Origin of the sequence: Shewanella eurypsychrophilus, from assembly GCF_007004545.3 — a bacterium.
Classification (GTDB): Bacteria; Pseudomonadota; Gammaproteobacteria; order Enterobacterales; family Shewanellaceae; genus Shewanella; species Shewanella eurypsychrophilus.
Genome location: NZ_CP045503.2, coordinates 808,395 through 823,971, shown reverse-complemented (window position 1 = coordinate 823,971; position 15,577 = coordinate 808,395). Strand labels below are relative to the sequence as shown.

General features: G+C 40.3%; 15 protein-coding genes. 8 read left to right on the top strand and 7 right to left on the bottom strand.

Annotation, left to right across the window (positions count from 1 at the left end):
- Positions 1-24: 24 nt before the first annotated feature.
- From FM038_RS03350 to FM038_RS03340, 3 genes are all read right to left on the bottom strand, one after another.
- Positions 25-513 (bottom strand): hypothetical protein, encoded by a 489-nt coding sequence (locus FM038_RS03350; RefSeq protein ID WP_199242724.1) that lies wholly within the window; start codon positions 511-513, stop codon positions 25-27.
- A 223-nt stretch (positions 514-736) separates the two neighbouring features.
- On the bottom strand, positions 737-1,249 hold the full coding sequence (locus tag FM038_RS03345) for a hypothetical protein (RefSeq protein ID WP_142871956.1): 513 nt from the start codon (positions 1,247-1,249) through the stop codon (positions 737-739).
- Between the two features lie 531 nt (positions 1,250-1,780).
- The gene (locus FM038_RS03340) at positions 1,781-2,608 is read right to left on the bottom strand and encodes a YbjQ family protein (protein WP_142871955.1); all 828 of its coding nucleotides are present in this window, start codon (positions 2,606-2,608) and stop codon (positions 1,781-1,783) included.
- Positions 2,609-2,832: 224 nt separating this feature from the next.
- Here FM038_RS03340 and FM038_RS03335 point away from each other — a divergent pair, with 224 nt between their 5' ends.
- Entirely contained in the window at positions 2,833-3,585 is a 753-nt protein-coding gene (locus tag FM038_RS03335) for an endonuclease (RefSeq protein WP_142871954.1), read from the top strand.
- 64 nt (positions 3,586-3,649) lie between these two features.
- Here FM038_RS03335 and FM038_RS03330 read toward each other — a convergent pair whose 3' ends face one another.
- Both FM038_RS03330 and FM038_RS03325 read right to left on the bottom strand, forming a co-directional pair.
- Positions 3,650-6,154: a DEAD/DEAH box helicase gene (locus tag FM038_RS03330; RefSeq protein ID WP_185965743.1), complete on the bottom strand. Its 2,505-nt coding sequence runs from the start codon at positions 6,152-6,154 to the stop codon at positions 3,650-3,652.
- A gap of 409 nt (positions 6,155-6,563) precedes the next feature.
- Positions 6,564-7,727 (bottom strand): hypothetical protein, encoded by a 1,164-nt coding sequence (locus FM038_RS03325; RefSeq protein ID WP_142871952.1) that lies wholly within the window; start codon positions 7,725-7,727, stop codon positions 6,564-6,566.
- A 458-nt stretch (positions 7,728-8,185) separates the two neighbouring features.
- Here FM038_RS03325 and FM038_RS03320 point away from each other — a divergent pair, with 458 nt between their 5' ends.
- From FM038_RS03320 to FM038_RS03290, 7 genes are all read left to right on the top strand, one after another.
- Positions 8,186-8,851, top strand: coding sequence for a hypothetical protein (locus FM038_RS03320; protein ID WP_142871951.1), 666 nt, complete (start codon positions 8,186-8,188; stop codon positions 8,849-8,851).
- A gap of 942 nt (positions 8,852-9,793) precedes the next feature.
- The gene (locus FM038_RS03315; RefSeq protein ID WP_142871949.1) at positions 9,794-10,723 is read left to right on the top strand and encodes a tyrosine-type recombinase/integrase; all 930 of its coding nucleotides are present in this window, start codon (positions 9,794-9,796) and stop codon (positions 10,721-10,723) included.
- On the top strand, positions 10,716-12,770 hold the full coding sequence (locus tag FM038_RS03310; RefSeq protein ID WP_142871948.1) for an AAA family ATPase: 2,055 nt from the start codon (positions 10,716-10,718) through the stop codon (positions 12,768-12,770). The genes FM038_RS03315 and FM038_RS03310 overlap by 8 nt, the downstream gene beginning before the upstream one ends.
- Before the next feature lie 127 nt (positions 12,771-12,897).
- Positions 12,898-13,347 carry a DUF6641 family protein gene (locus FM038_RS03305; RefSeq protein WP_142871947.1) on the top strand — a complete coding sequence of 150 codons (450 nt, stop codon included), beginning with the start codon at positions 12,898-12,900 and terminating at the stop codon, positions 13,345-13,347.
- 89 nt (positions 13,348-13,436) lie between these two features.
- Entirely contained in the window at positions 13,437-13,865 is a 429-nt protein-coding gene (locus FM038_RS03300; protein ID WP_142871946.1) for a DUF2787 family protein, read from the top strand.
- Positions 13,866-13,947: 82 nt separating this feature from the next.
- A complete protein-coding gene (locus FM038_RS03295; protein WP_142871945.1) occupies positions 13,948-14,283 on the top strand; it encodes a hypothetical protein in 336 nt (111 codons plus the stop codon).
- Positions 14,284-14,300: 17 nt separating this feature from the next.
- Positions 14,301-14,510: a hypothetical protein gene (locus FM038_RS03290; RefSeq protein ID WP_142871944.1), complete on the top strand. Its 210-nt coding sequence runs from the start codon at positions 14,301-14,303 to the stop codon at positions 14,508-14,510.
- A 15-nt stretch (positions 14,511-14,525) separates the two neighbouring features.
- Here FM038_RS03290 and FM038_RS03285 read toward each other — a convergent pair whose 3' ends face one another.
- Both FM038_RS03285 and FM038_RS03280 read right to left on the bottom strand, forming a co-directional pair.
- On the bottom strand, positions 14,526-14,759 hold the full coding sequence (locus FM038_RS03285; protein ID WP_142871943.1) for a helix-turn-helix domain-containing protein: 234 nt from the start codon (positions 14,757-14,759) through the stop codon (positions 14,526-14,528).
- 254 nt (positions 14,760-15,013) lie between these two features.
- Positions 15,014-15,568: a hypothetical protein gene (locus FM038_RS03280; RefSeq protein ID WP_142871942.1), complete on the bottom strand. Its 555-nt coding sequence runs from the start codon at positions 15,566-15,568 to the stop codon at positions 15,014-15,016.
- Positions 15,569-15,577 lie beyond the last annotated feature (9 nt).

Here is a 15,577-nt window from a genome sequence, read left to right as displayed (position 1 = left end):
AAGAGTGGTCAAAACTATGCCACTTCACCCCCCTATTAGCGTTGAAGCAAAAGCAACACCCGTAGGAAAGTCAAAATTTATATTTGGACTATGCATTTCAATCATATATTTAAGAATATCCATCTCACTGTGACCACTATGTTTCCTCATTGCAACAAGTGAACTTGCACAGCTATTATAATTATCTAGTGTAATTGGCGTTCTGTAGAGTCTCATAGTTTTCTCTAATCGATATTTTATAAGTGTTTTGCTATTTGTACCGACAAACGCTTTTTGCATAATATCAAGTACATACTCAAGCTGTGCATTTGATATTGAGTTACTACTTTTAACTTCTAAGGCCGATGATTTAATGCTTGGTTGTTTTTTTGGTTCTTCTTCTAGTAATTCATTGAAACACTTTTCTTTGTCTTGTTTATTTTCATAAGCATTACAGATTTCATCAGCAATAGAGTCTTTCGCGACACTCCCAAAATGAAGAAAAGACAATATAAATAACACTCCGTACCTCATTTCCTACTCCTTTTCATATAACGTCTTAGTATTTATGCGCCGCATGCAACTATCGAGAAAATACCTAACTAAAAATATTCATTACACTGCCACTGACTGCTCCAGAAATGTCCGCGTCGGCCCTAGCTTACTAGCTTAACTGTTACTGTAACCATCATAAATGGAGATTTGATGTCCCAGCGCCCGCTTTTCTGGGCGCGATTTGATGCGATAGTTATGTAAATTATGACCGTTTTCCCTGACCGTACGCACCGCCTGATACAACGTGCCCATTATACTTGTTAAATTTTTCAAGTAGAGCTTGGCCCTGCACAGGTTCTTTCAAAGAGCGTTTGTAAACCCTTTGCTCTTTACTAGCTATGGCCTTTTGTTGCTCAAGTCTTACTTGTTTTTTCAGCCGCTTAGTCTCAAGCATTAACTCTTGAAGTAACTTAGAAACCAAAATCTGACGATTGAGCTGAATTTCCTTAACGGCTTCATTTAACACAATTTCTGATTCCAAGCGCCTAACTTCTTTTTCTAACGCAGTTCGAGTTAAAGTTTTCTTAAGTTTCAAATACAGCTTCTTAGACTTTTGGGGACTGCGACTATTTATAGCCCATTCATAAGTTCCGACTATAGATGCACGGGTTTGCCTCACTGTTTTTGGAAGCAATTCTATAAATGATGGTTTTCTACTACAGGCAAATCGCTGACATTTTTGATAATGAGTTTCGACAGTTTTTTCAGATTCCAAAAAACAACCACAGTATTTGCATCTGCATCGATTCATACTTAATCCAGTCACTTAATGTCTTAGTATAATGAGCATGCGCATATATTTGGCAAAGCGCACATGCACATTTAACAAACCTATGGTTTAAGCCTTGCTATAGCAAAGCTATTGATTAGTAAGCACTCTACCAGAGTCATGCTGAATAAACGAGCGCAACAAATTGAAAGTGAGCATAAATATTATTGTCTTATCTAACGTAATCAGTAACCATCACTTATCGCTCACAAAAGTAGACCACTACTTGCACTGTTATGTGCTCCTTATCGCCTGTAACTCACAATGGGTCATAAACGAGTTACGCCAATACCATGATAATTGTCGTTACCGTTAAGTCTGTTTACTATGCTGCAATGCTCAAACATTATTAAATACTTGAACTTGAGCCGTTAGCTCTATATCGCTAAGAAAAACATATAGTCACGCTAAGGTTATAGGGTAGAAATTCGAATTTCTTCCCTATCCACAGTCCTTACACCATTAGGTTAGATAAGTTTATAAGTCTGAAAGTGAGCTGCTTAGACTTTCAGGAGCTCCCCCATCAGACTCTTGATCTAACACTTCTGAAAGATATGCTAAATCAGCTATTCGACCGATAGCATCAAGACTCCCATGTACACCACCGGGGATATACCCATCTCGCAATGTATGATTGCCACTTGAGGCATTATCACTTTTTTCAACAGATATAGCAGTCCCCGTCGCTACAACCAACATGACATTTTCTAGCTCTATATATTCAATTTTCACACCAACAACAGCATTGCCTTTAAGTCGTATAGCCTCAAGCTTTAGTTCATTCAGAGCTTCACTTCTTGAACATGCCAGCAATCTCTTAACATCTGGATTTAGACACTTAGTCGAGTTGTTTTTTGCTATAAAAAAGTCACTCAGCGTTGCTTTATCAAAACAAGATTCTGCTGAGGCTATTCCCACTGTACCTTGAGTAACATAATTAGGGATTGAGTCCGTTGTAGTAACCAAAACTGAATTAATTAGCTCATTGACTTCTTCACCTGATAAATCAAGAGAGGCATCAGAACGCTGTATACGTTTTAACGCCTCATTCTTTTTATCTTCTTCTTTAGTTAACTGCACAAATTCTTCATCTCTTATTTTTTTTAATAGTAACTCTTGTTTCTTTGCCTCCCTTTCTGGTTTCGTTTTGACGAAGTACTCTTCTAACGTCAATCCAAGCTTATCAGCAAGTTTTTTTGCTCTCGATTCAAACTTATGAAAGTAGACCTCGCAGTTTACACACTTAGATGTATTCTCAAGCTTATCGTCAGTAACATATCCACAGTTCATGCATTCCTTTGTCATTTTCTTCCCCTTTTTGAGTGGCACTATTTCAAACTGTACTATTAAAAGTCATATCACAAAGACAAGTTACTTATTAACTTACCACCCGTAATAAGTTGATACTAGTTCAGACTAAGAACAACCGACCGCATGGACCTTATATCAGTGTGCTCGGCTAAACACTTTGTTGAGGTAGCACAGAAAAGAAGTCATGATATAAAGATAACTTCCCAGCAGACAACGTCATGAGCCTTAACTACCTATCAGCTATATTACTCTCTATCCTTCTTACCACTCAGGCCACGGCAAACAGTAACGAACCAAATACCACAAACCAATCATTCAATAAGGCAAAGAAGTCGCTTGAGCGTAGTGTTTATCAAAATCACCGAGAGACCATTTACTGCGGAGCTGAGTTTACAGAGAAAAAAGAAGTAATCCCTCCTTCTGGATTTGAAACCTCTAAGTATATAAAGCGCTCTAAGAAAGTAGAGTGGGAGCATGTTGTTCCTGCAGAAAACTTCGGCAGAGCATTTAAAGAATGGCGTGGTGGACACTCAAGCTGTGTCGATAGCAAAGGGAAGTCATTCAAAGGACGACGGTGTGCTGAAAAAGTAAATACTGAGTATCGATACATGCAAGCTGATATGTATAACCTTTACCCAGCTATCGGGGCCGTTAATGCTTTACGCAGCAATTACAACTTTACGATGTTACCGAGTACAGCTTCGAGCTTTGGAAGCTGCGAGATGAAGATAGACAATAGAAAAGCTGAGCCTCCTGTAGCAGCTAGAGGCCGAATTGCTCGTACTTATCTTTATATGGATAGCACTTACCCTAGATATGCTATGAGCAAACAACAGAAGCAATTAATGACCGCATGGGACCAGCAATTCCCCATTTCAAAGTGGGAGTGTACGCGAGCCAAAAGAATTGCCGCTATCCAGAAAAATAGTAATCTAGTAGTTCAGAATCGATGTCAAAACCTTAGTGACTAAAATCATTTACTGGCTAAAACTTTTAGGCCCCTTAACACCTAAATGCCTTTATCCGTTGATTAAATCACCCTATAATCTCAACCCATTGTTCAGGCATATCAAGGAAGATACTCTTCGCTTTTTTCCTCCCTGCCGATTTAGAGCCTAAACCATAAACTGTAGTGCCAGTTTCACAGGCAAGTATCGTCAATGCCTTTTCTGCACGGGTAAAAGCAACATAGGTATTACATAACTCTTCTTTATATGTCGAAAGCTGGCTCACACTAAATAAGGGATCGATTACATAGCAATGTTCAGCCTGTAAGCCTTTCGCTTTATGGAAAGTCATTACCTGCAACGACAGTCTCTCAGCAAAATCACTCCCCACTACTGCCAATGCTTTTTCGATGCTTTTTACCTGCTTGTTGTAACGGCACAAAATAAGCTGACAGGCATAGCTGTTGTGATTAATTTCTAAATCCTTGATTAGCCATGTAGTAGCCTTTTTTAAAGTATCGCAGAACTTTATCTTTGCGAGTTCACTACTTTTCTTGCTTTCTTTTAATACGCTTACTGAGCCAATAGAGTTTGTATCGATTTTAAACCTAAGATCATTTGTTAGCTTAACGAGGGGCTTAGTCGATCTATAGTTACGTGTGAGCTGGAACCTTACCCCACCCTCAAATTGCTTCTCAAATTTGGCTGTCATATAGCGAACAGCACCACGGAAACCATATATAGATTGAGCAGGATCCCCTACGCAAAATAACCGCACGTTATTGTTATATAAAGTAGTAATGATATGCCACTGGATGCCATTAGTATCTTGAATCTCGTCAATAACCAAATACTTATATCGCTTAGCAAGTTTTTCCAGAAAGTCTACATCATTCAAGCTTCGTTTCATTTGTACGAACATATCATTGAAATCACGATACTTATCTTTTTTATACTTATTGTAAGCCTCATATATCTCGGTAACCTCAAGTTGAAACTCAAGAAAGTCAGGAGCAACTTTCTCAATAGTCCGCACAATACTTGGAGTATCAAAATTTGCCATATGACTAAATATTGAAATACAACATTTAGCAATCTCGAACTCATCATGCTTTTTAACAATTTGACTTCGCTTATCGATAAGGGACTTAATAACATTGAAAGCACTATCCGGAGTAAGCACCTTTAGTTTATTACTTTCATCTAGAAGGCTATTGCACCAACTACTGAACGTACCAACAACCATACCAACTGAAAATAGCTTTTCTTCTTTGAGCCGAGATGAAAACTCTTTAGCAGATTTATTAGTAAAGGCTAATACGCAGATAGCACTGGGCTTAATATTTTGCTCACGAAGATGTCTAATACGCTCTATAATAAGCCGTGTTTTACCCGCTCCAGGGCAGCCTTCAACATAAATAGCTCGACTCTTAGAAGTTATGATTTTTTTGATCGGATCACTGTCATGTAGCTGCTTATCAATAATAGGACCCAATATCTTACGAGCATTATTGACTGCTTGCTTATAGTTTTCCTTAGGTTTTACATCTAGAGTTTTCTGAGGACTTAAAATGGCTCCTAACAACGCTTGTAACCGTTTATTAATTGCTGCATTAAGTAGATCGGTATCAAAAGCTAGATAGATTTTTTTGAGTTTACTCTTAATAAACAGAGAGCGCCATTTAGCCGATAATGGCTGCATTGACTTATCTTTAATTAACAAGCTTAGTTGCTCATCTGGAAGATGCTCAAGGTACTTGGGTTTCAATAATCGAACCTTACCAAGTAAGGATTTAACTGACGGCATAATACTTAATGCAATCGGATCTTTACTATACTTTTGACGCGACTCAAGACGGAAACTGCACACTTGCGAAGGTAGCCACTTATCAACGCCACCTAACATGCCAGCAACACGCTCAAATGAGCCCGCCAACCCCTTAATGGAACGCTCTACAAATTTCTTGATCTCTTTGAGCGTTTTGTCATATCCAATCAGATGATGACTGTCCCTATCACCTACATAAGTAGTTTCAACTGCCTGCCGCTTATTAAAGGGGTAACACAAGCCCTTCTTAACATTGTTATCACTCGTGGTCATAAAAGCGAATAGCTGAGATACACCATACATTGTATAGCCAGTATGCAACTCTAGCAGTAGAGCCTTATCGAATAGCTGTTTATAGCGGCGAGGACCTAACACCGATTGAAATTGATATAAGATAAAAGAAATGATGGGCAGGCTTAGACGAGTAGGAATAAACTCAACTTCACAGTTATAGACTAAATCTCGCCCTTTATTGCGCTCATGCTGAGGCTCAGCTAAAAAGACATTAATATTGCGATAGTCATCTTTATCGGTAAACATTTCAAACCTAGCAGTAAAAAATGGACGAACATCTCCTTTTTTAAAGCCTTGGTTAACATTACCAACGTTAATTCTCTTTACTGTTAACCTGTCTTTTCTACCACCTGTTTTAACTCGCCCTAAACCATTATCACCATCTAGTAGCTTCTTCATGTCAGTTAATGTAAGAGTCAAGCCTATACGGATATGGTCTATATCAACAGTATCTGCACTCACATTTTTCATGTGATAAGTAATCAGTTTTTGCTGGTACTGAAGCAAATCCTTCACTCTTAACACAGCTATAATTTTACTTATTTCCGCTGTGTACCTCAGTGCCTTAGGATTAGTTAGCTCCGCTATTTGTTTATTAAGTTCTGGTCGAACTAGTGAAAACTTGTTTTTAGCTATGCTAAAAATTTTACTAGGTAGTATATTTTTAAAAAACTTACCTTTATTGGAATTGCTAATAGATGTAATAGAATTGCTCTTATATCGCTTAGAGTTACTCATTCTTTAGTACCTACATAGTTGAATATTGATCTGACATTTAAGCTTGCTACCTGCTAACCAACTGATAAGTAAGCCAATCATGCTTATGGATGGTATCCGCTTTCCAGCTGCGAGCTCGCAGCTGGAAAGCAAAGTGCTTTACTTACTCGTCACCTTGTAAGTCAAAGCCGTCATCATCGTCAGAACCCTCCAAGCGATCATCATACAAAAGTGAAAGATACGCCTGTGCATCATTCAGTTCTTCCAAATCTAATTCATCAGCAATAGCCATTAATACAGCTGCTTTAGGGTTTTTCCTCTGAAAAATGTTATAAATTTTATGAATTAGAGATTTTTTAATTTTCTTGCGCATCTCGCCATACTCTCGTTTTACTTTTTTATCTCCTGCATCCGAGAAAAAATCACCTCCTAAGATGTCATCCAGTGAGCAGTCTTCTTCGCCATCTGGAATATCTGGAATATCTGGAATATCTGGAAAATAAATAGAGACCAAGAAGTCAGAAGCCATATGATGCCCTTGCATACATTTATGTTTCATTTCATCAAATTTTAGAGGGTGATAGCTTTGAACATGGTTCAACATGTCTGATAAAGACCACTTTACTTGTAAAATATCGTCTAAATATTTTTCTTCATGCTCCAATAGTTCATCCCTCTTCAAAAGAGGTAAACTACGTTCATCCCAACGACTGAAGCCGTGTAACTGAATATATTCCTCTTCTACATATGGCTCGAAAATTGCCAAATTATCATAAGGAAACTCATGATAGTTAGGTTCTGAATCCTCAGCGGGTAACTTACTGTTTAACTGCTTTATTAGATTCTTTTCCCCTCCACTTAACTCAACTAAAGCAACTTCAATAGCTTTTTTTGTCAATTCAATCTGAGTGAAATTTTCATCAATTTTTTTATTAAGCTTTTTCTTAAGGTGACATACGATGCGAATCTGATTTTTAAAACCTAAAGCTCGTAATGTACGCATAGCAGAATCACTGTAAAAACCAACATATTCTAATCCAAAAAGTTCCGCTGCCACTTCTGCTGCGACCATCTGCTTTATAACTGCGTCATATGTCATCGGCAGTTCTTTTGTCACATAGGACTTGAAGTCTTTATATCCCAGCACTGCAAAACCACGTTTATGCATCATCAACATCAGGTTCAATTTAGTACTACGCTCATTGATTAAAATTTCCTTTGTAAAACACTTAGCCTCCTCTACAGTCAATTGTTTTGTTTTATCACTTAAGAACTTAGCCGCTGGAGCTCTAACTAAGTCGTTCTTGGCACTCTTTAAAGTTGTCATTAAATCACCTATTACTGATTGTTGAATGAAGAGAGCCTGTACATGCTCCTTTCTGTTCTCAGCGCTGTAGGTACATATTACTAATAGAAATATTGGAACTTGTTATCCCATTTTTTTAACCAGCTAAATTATTTTCCTTCTTGGTGAAAAATATGGGAGCTATGGTATTTAGCAACGTTAAAAATCAAGTAACTCACTGACTAAGTTATATTTTTATGCCGATTGGCTTTTTTGGTTATTTTTGTGTTTTTTTCTAAAAAATCATTTTTTTCAATCGAGTGGTTAGTTTTATGGGAACAACAAAAAATAACTTACACAACAGGTGGTTACACTTTGGGATAGGCTTGTTACGTCTTTAATAAGTGAGTAAACTATGCGCAAAAACTAAAAACAACAAAGCACAACACATTGATTTATTTGCACATAACAAACTATGTTAAATATGGGAATAACTGAAAATGAGTTCATACGACAACTTAATCAAAATAGCACCTCAGTTAGCTACAGAACTCAAAGAGGACATTTCAAAGAGAATCGGAACCAAAAAAAATTACATAGTACTAAACCCTAAGTATTCAGAAAGAAAGCTATTACTGAAGTGGATGGCAAACAAAGACATCAGAAAAGCTGATTTTGCAAAATTTCAGCAGGTGGGTGACGAAAATAATTATCACATTCTTAACCTTCTTTCAGCTCCAGAGCTCTCCTATGATACTTTAAAGTTAGGGCTGTTTCTTTTTCATCGGGTGATTCATAAAGATTACACATGGCATTTCGTATTTTCACTATTAAATCAAGATATTAGAAGTAGCGTGTTTGGTGAAGATCGTACCTTATACATCGGAAAGCATGGTCTCAAGAGTTCAGAGTCCTACAGGATGCCAATCAAATGCCTGCCTGAATTATTAGAAAAACATAAAATTGCTATGCAAAGTGATGATTTGTTACCAATGCTCCAGACATTACATGATTTTGGCTTTATTACTTTGACGCCTATAGACGCTCAGCATTGTATAAACACAAATCTGCCAACTATCGACACGAAGTGTGTTCACATTGATATTAATAGGGGGGCAATCACAGCTAAAATCAATGGTAGATGGAAGTTGCAGAGACAGTATTAATCCACAGTAGTTAGACGGTAATCCTAACGTAAACTTTGGCTCTAAAGCACTTAATTCATGCTCTATGGTGTGTTTTAAGCTGCCTTTGCGGGTCTGTTTTTTCGTCGTGTGTAGTCATACTGAAAAGCTGAAATACGACAAATTTCATCATAACCAGACAAAACTAGTCCACTTCCGGTTAGTGTACGTTACCGTGAAGTTAGTACGCCTTTACGATAGAAATCAAAACTATCGTAAATAGCAAAATTAAAGACATAGTTTAAGTCCTTCATCAATCAACATACGAAGTCCATCATGGTTAGTAGAAGCCTCTCTTCCTATTAAAAACTTCTTACCTACTATTTTTGAATATATTGATTTGGAAGCTAGTTGACCGGAAGCCATAGCCTGACCGTTTATTGCATAAGTTGTGTTTTTGCCGTTGAACCAGACGGCCTTTCGAAGGCTATCAACGTTCACACATGATATGTACCCGCTAGGCTCACTGGGAAAGGGCCAAATCGTTTGATACTCGATATTGCTTATCAGTTTCGAGTTACCATAAATACTGAAACTGGGACGCTCTAACTCTCTATAGTCAGTTGAATACTTTGATACTGCAGCTCCTTCTCCACACGGCTTGTCACTAAAAATAACCAAATCATTCTGATTACACTTATATATTTCTCCAGCATTAACTTGACCCCAAAAAAGAAGTCCAAGTATAAGTATATACTTCCCCATATTTTCACATTCCTTTGCAGATTCAGGTGATTCATTAATATGATCAATCGAAGAGTCTCCCGTACAACTAATTTAATAGACTTTTTAGCTCGATTCTAATCCTACTGTGAACAGTTCATTAAAAGCAACCGTCCGAAAGCACCACTAAAATCTCTCTCAACTGCCTGTTATAATTAAGTCTCAGCACGAAGTTCTTCGTGTTCTATCTAGGCTCCCCTTATGAATAATCAAACTCCAACGGCGTTGTTTTTGTCACGCCTTGCTCCCAGTGGGCGAAGACCTCTGCGCAGTCAGTTAGGCACTGTGATAAAACTCTTAAAATGGAAAGGTGAAGTAGAAGCACAGCCATTTCACACATTGAACTACGCACAAATTGAATACGTTAAACGGCATAAGCTAGATGAGGGGAAGTCCCCCCGAACCGTTAACCTTGTGGTGTTTGCACTCAAGGCCATTGTGAAGACTGGCTTCCTGATGGGGGTAGTGGACGATATGCAGTGGCGGCAGGTACAAGCGGTTAAGCGGCTACCCATCAACCCAAGTAGCCGAGGTAAGGCGTTATCATCTAGTAGTGTGGGTGAGTTGATCACCACCAGCTATCTGGATAAGCGGTACATAGGTAAACGGGACTGTTGCATATTGGCCTTGTTCCTGAGTACTGGCCTAAGGCGCTTTGAATTAGCCAATTTAACGGTCAGTGATATTCACCTTGATAAACGCACCTTAACGGTCAAGTCAGGCAAGGGGAAGAAGCCACGCAAACAGCCGATACCCACATGGGCGCTAACCTATATCGACAACTGGCTAAGGGTGAGAACACACCAATCAGGGGGCTTGTTTAATCCCATCTGGAACAATGTCATTAAGCATGACCGTAGCCTCAGCAGTGCCGCCCTCTATCAAATAGTTAAAGCACGCACTTTAGCCGCCACTGGCATCACCATCTCTCCACACGATCTACGCCGCACCTTCATTACCGAACTACTCAATCAGAAAGTCGATTTAAGCACCGCCAGTAAGCTAGCTGGTCACGCTAATGTCACCACCACACAGATCTACGATAAACGTGATGAGTCGGTAATGAGAGAGGCTATTGATCAGCTGGACTATCAACTTAATGGGCAACTTGATGGAGGCGAGGATGACTAGACTCCATACACCATTGCCCGAAGACAACATGGTGGTAGAGGTCACGCCGATTCAGTCGCATCAAGGCAGTGCAACCTCCTATGCCTATAGTGCCCTCACCTCTGGCTATGTTGATAACACTGATCTGGAGGAGCTAAATAGCCGCATGGTCAAAATGGTGTGTGGCAAAGGTATTAAACTTGGCAATGGCAGTAAGCTAAACGCCTTAATACACCACCTTAAGAAGCAGAGACCTCAAGCAACTACCAGCAACCTAGACCACAACAGCAAGCTACTCTCTCAAGGGCTAGGGCTGCCTGATGACGGCTGGAAGGTGGTGAAGTTTATTGCGGTGATGAATGTTAACCGAGGGCTATTTGATCTAATCAATAAGATCCTGCCAGAGGATAACTACGCCAATGCAATGTTCGCCTACATGTTTGGTATACCTGAGGCCAAGCTGATTGAGGTATTAAAGGCACTAACAACGACAGGTCTGTTTGACCAGTTCTTCGATACCAGCCTGATTGACTTTATGAATCTACCACAGGCTATCACTAGCTTACTGTTAGGTGCCAAGGTCGAGTACTACATCAACCTCATTGAGCCTTTTATACAGTCCAAACCAAAATCTGAGCTTAAGCTACGCCACTTTAACCATCTTGAGTGTGACACCTTGCAGCAGTTCTTAGATATCAGCATCAACCAGTCCATGCAGGGGATTAACATTCTGCTTTACGGTCAACCCGGCACAGGCAAAACCGAACTAGCCAAGGTGCTGGCTGATAAAACACACTCCCACCTTATTGCCATAAAGCCTGTCGGGGATGAAGTGTCCGAAGAACGTGGGCAGTTCAAGAAGCAAGCCTTCAGTTCTAACCTACGATTACAGTACCTAACGCTGGTGCAACGCTTAGTGTCACCAGACGAGAAGACCCTACTGCTGATAGATGAGTGTGAGGATATCTTCGAACAAAGCATCTCTCACCGTGGTTATGGCAAAGATATGCTGCATGAACTGATGGAGCAAAACACCATTCCTACCATCTGGATAACCAACCATATCGATGTGATTCCCCATAGCTGTGTTCGCCGCTTCACTTATGTACTTAATGTCACCATTCCAGATAATCGAGTCATGGAAAGCCTGATGGATAGAAGCTTCAAAGGACTTAGGGTATCCAAGGTATTCAAACACCAACTGGCCGCACTGCCGGAGCTAACACCAGCTCACATCACCAATGCGGCCTTTGTTACCCACAACACCGAACTTACAGGTAAGGCTGCTGAGCATAATATTGAAACCATGGTGAAGAGTACTTTAACGGCATGCGGCCATAGTCCTCACACCAATAGCTATAAGCCACAACTCCCCTTCTCTACCGAGTATCTCAACATCAAGGGTGGCAACCAAGCCATTGGTCAGCTAGAGACAGTCTTAGATAAAGACTGTGATATCCGCACCTTATTATTGGGGCCACCGGGAACAGGGAAAACGGCAGTAGTGGAGTACTTAGCCAATAGCTGCAACCGAGAACTGGTCACTATCAGGTGCTCAGATGTACTCGGTAAGTACGTTGGCGAGAGTGAGAAGAGTATCGCCCGTATCTTTCAACAGGCCAGTGATAACAACAACATTTTGTTCTTCGATGAGGTGGATAGCCTACTGCTTGATAGAGGCGGCTTAAACGCTAGCTGGGAGATACAACAAGTGAATGAGCTGCTGACGCAGATGGAGTGTTTCAATCAGCCATTCTTCGCTGCGACTAATTTCTCAGAGCGTCTAGATAGAGCTGTACTACGTCGATTCGACTTCAAGCTATCGTTTGACTATCTGACAGAGATACAAGCTCGAAATCTGTTTAGGAACGTCACAGACACAGATACGTTAACGACTCAAACACTCAGCTTATTAGATTCACTTAAGCTGCTGACTCCCGGTGACTTTTCTATTTTGAAACGACGCCTAAAACTAAGCAACTTCAAGCTCAGCACCGAAGAGTGCTTAGCCATTATCACCACCGAGAACAACAGCAAGCCCGGCAACAGAACCATCGGCTTCAAGTAGCCCAAGTATCGAGATAGTTACCACCACCTAGCAACACTAGTTTCACCATGATGACTCACCCACCTCGGGACTTGGCCATCAATTCGCAACACCACCAATCACCAACTAACCACAAAAGGTAATCACTATGACTACATCATTATTGAGTTCACTCAAGGTAACCGCTCGCCCAGAAGATGGCAGCAAGAACCCATTGATACAACGTAGGGAGAAGTTACTCACCAAGTTAGGCCAGCAAAAGATATTGGCCACCGCCCTAGCCGAAAATGAAACCCACACCTTCTACAGAGAAAAGTGGGTAAAAGATGAAGAGACAGGTGAGAGGGAGAAGGTACAAGTTCCTAAGAAGGTCACCCCATGGTTCTACAAGCGTAATAACCGCTACTACCTAGAGGTGCGTAGCGGCAACAAACCACTGGAGCTACAAAAAGGGATGCACGCCATTGAAGTCGGCGAAGAGGAAGACTTAGTGAGCACCATAGAAACCATTATCGAGGCAGTAGTGGCGGGTGAACTCGACCCCTTGCTGACTAAGGGCAATAAGCCGGGCACAAAGAAGGAGAAGAGTAAGAAGTAATAGACGTTAACCACTAATACAAAGCAGGTGCCTGATATTCGTCAGGCCACGCTTTCTCGCCTTTGTCACTAGCCAGAAAGGACACCACAATGACTATCAAGATAAAACACCAAGATCTGTTTTTACCTGTATCACCTATGCTCGCCCTCCACTTGGCAGATCTTATCAGCAACTATGAAGCAGCTTCAGCCGTTACCATCAACTTCAGAGATCCCAACTATTCAGCCGAACGTGGTGGCTTTCACCCTGTAGAGGTAAGGCTAGAGAAAGAGGTTAACGAGGAACATGGTAACCAATGGCGCATCTGCTATATCACCGACTTTAGCTATGTCGGTGTTGGCTACATGGCCGAGCTAGCCAAGGAGCTAGACTTCGACTTTGATAACGGAATATTTCGACACCTGATGGGGGCAACACCAATCGAACAAGCAAGAGAGATCTACCAAGTATGGGTACAAAACTTCTTGGCCTATAGTCTTGGGATAAAAGCTTACCTAGTTAAGGTGACGAGTGTCTAGCATTACCTGTTCACCCCACTAGATAACTTTACAAAAATTGGTATTCTAGGCGCGTACTCTAATGCCTAGCTAAGGATGAATCATGGAACTATATAAACAAGAGTTTGGCCAAAACTTTAACCTAGGCTTCGACTTATCCCAATATCCTTGGTTAGTAGACAAAAGTTGGCACAACGATGTATCACCAAGCTTCTATTTTAAAACCTCTACAGGGTATATGGTGCTTTGGGTTGATTATGAAGATCCAGTTCAAAGAGAAGACAGCGTGCAAAAACGCTATGTTGTAATGACGACAGCTAACAGTGGTACAGATGAATTTCCTGATATTCATCATAATGAAGATAGCGAGGTCATATTGGAAACAGAGAGCCCTACCGAGTTAATAACATATCTAAATCAATTAGCATCTGCCCACTAATCCGAAAGGACAATATCATGCATAACGACTCAAACATTGCACTGCCTTTTGAGGAAGACTACCAAGAATTTGAAATCTATGTAGAAACGAACCCAGACAGCTACAATGAAGGCTTTAGTTGGTCAATTAGCAAGAATCATGAATGCCTTGATTCAGGCTTGGAGTTTGATATTCAGATGGCTATTGATGCCGCTCACAAAGCAGTAACGGCCTTAGCTAACAAATAGCTGCAAAGCTAGCTATTATTGCGTGTTAAGCAACTCAAGATGTAGCCTACGCATAAACTCCGCAGAAGTTACTCCCAACGCCTCAATGATCCCTTCGAGTGAATCAAGGGTAATGTTGCGAACTGAACGCTCTACCCCAGAAATGTAAGTACGGTCAATGCCTGACTTCCTTGCTAATTGCTCTTGGCTCATTCCGGCTTCGTTTCGAAATTGTTTCAAAGTTGAAGCTGTTGCATGCTTAATTTTCATAATTCACCCACCCATAAATCACAGGGCTATTTTTACTGTTCTATCATTCATAAACAACGGACTATAAGTCACATTTAGAGCAAAGCACGAGAATCAGTGGTTCAGATTAATAGTCAGAAGAGCAACACGATGAAGGTAGCTTACAACCATATTTATCGGATAAATTTATGCCCCTAAGTTTTTTGTACCAAGGCTAATGGCATCCAATATATAGACAGGCTCTCCACTTAGAGAAGAGCCTCAGTGTTTTAGTACTAAGCTAGGCGCCATTTATCTTTAACTATTTTGGGGCTAGCCAATTGTTCCACTTTCACATTTTTGCAGTCTGTCCAAAACTTCATATTATTACTTGGGTCTATTTGGCCTGCTTTCCAAATCACCCCAAGACTATCAAGTTGCTCTAGATTCATACCGCCAAGGATGTGGGCAGTATGAAACCTAGTTAAATCGCTGGAGTCATCACCTTTAGCCCGTTGGAGAGACACAAATATATAATAGTCAGGCCTTTGATGTTCATGATTATACAGTGGTACAGAACAATCATCACTAGCCCTAGGTTTGATAGTTCTATCCTTAGTCTTCACATCAAATGTCTTACCATCTTTCAATGTATAATCATGTGTGGTTGCTTTTCTATCATCAAAGAATGAAATGCCATTATCTTTTAGCCATTGCTCTACAATTAGCTCACCCAGAACCCCAACTTGATTTGCATCGGCTCCTCTATGCGACCCTTTCCATATCGGAGTCTTTGCTAATTGTGTTTGAGCCATGTTTAATATGGACTGTGATATTTCGTACGATTTCATAAATACATC

Excerpts from the sequence above, each read along its gene's own strand:
- FM038_RS03320 (WP_142871951.1), top strand. The coding sequence starts at position 8,186 with ATGAGTTCATACGACAACTTAATCAAAATAGCACCTCAGTTAGCTACA.
- FM038_RS03335 (WP_142871954.1), top strand. The coding sequence starts at position 2,833 with ATGAGCCTTAACTACCTATCAGCTATATTACTCTCTATCCTTCTTACC.
- FM038_RS03340 (WP_142871955.1), bottom strand. The coding sequence starts at position 2,608 with ATGACAAAGGAATGCATGAACTGTGGATATGTTACTGACGATAAGCTT.
- FM038_RS03290 (WP_142871944.1), top strand. The coding sequence starts at position 14,301 with ATGCATAACGACTCAAACATTGCACTGCCTTTTGAGGAAGACTACCAA.
- FM038_RS03305 (WP_142871947.1), top strand. The coding sequence starts at position 12,898 with ATGACTACATCATTATTGAGTTCACTCAAGGTAACCGCTCGCCCAGAA.
- FM038_RS03300 (WP_142871946.1), top strand. The coding sequence starts at position 13,437 with ATGACTATCAAGATAAAACACCAAGATCTGTTTTTACCTGTATCACCT.
- FM038_RS03315 (WP_142871949.1), top strand. The coding sequence starts at position 9,794 with ATGAATAATCAAACTCCAACGGCGTTGTTTTTGTCACGCCTTGCTCCC.
- FM038_RS03295 (WP_142871945.1), top strand. The coding sequence starts at position 13,948 with ATGGAACTATATAAACAAGAGTTTGGCCAAAACTTTAACCTAGGCTTC.
- FM038_RS03325 (WP_142871952.1), bottom strand. The coding sequence starts at position 7,727 with ATGACAACTTTAAAGAGTGCCAAGAACGACTTAGTTAGAGCTCCAGCG.
- FM038_RS03350 (WP_199242724.1), bottom strand. The coding sequence starts at position 513 with ATGAGGTACGGAGTGTTATTTATATTGTCTTTTCTTCATTTTGGGAGT.
- FM038_RS03280 (WP_142871942.1), bottom strand. The coding sequence starts at position 15,568 with ATGAAATCGTACGAAATATCACAGTCCATATTAAACATGGCTCAAACA.
- FM038_RS03330 (WP_185965743.1), bottom strand. The coding sequence starts at position 6,154 with ATGAAAAATGTGAGTGCAGATACTGTTGATATAGACCATATCCGTATA.
- FM038_RS03285 (WP_142871943.1), bottom strand. The coding sequence starts at position 14,759 with ATGAAAATTAAGCATGCAACAGCTTCAACTTTGAAACAATTTCGAAAC.
- FM038_RS03310 (WP_142871948.1), top strand. The coding sequence starts at position 10,716 with ATGACTAGACTCCATACACCATTGCCCGAAGACAACATGGTGGTAGAG.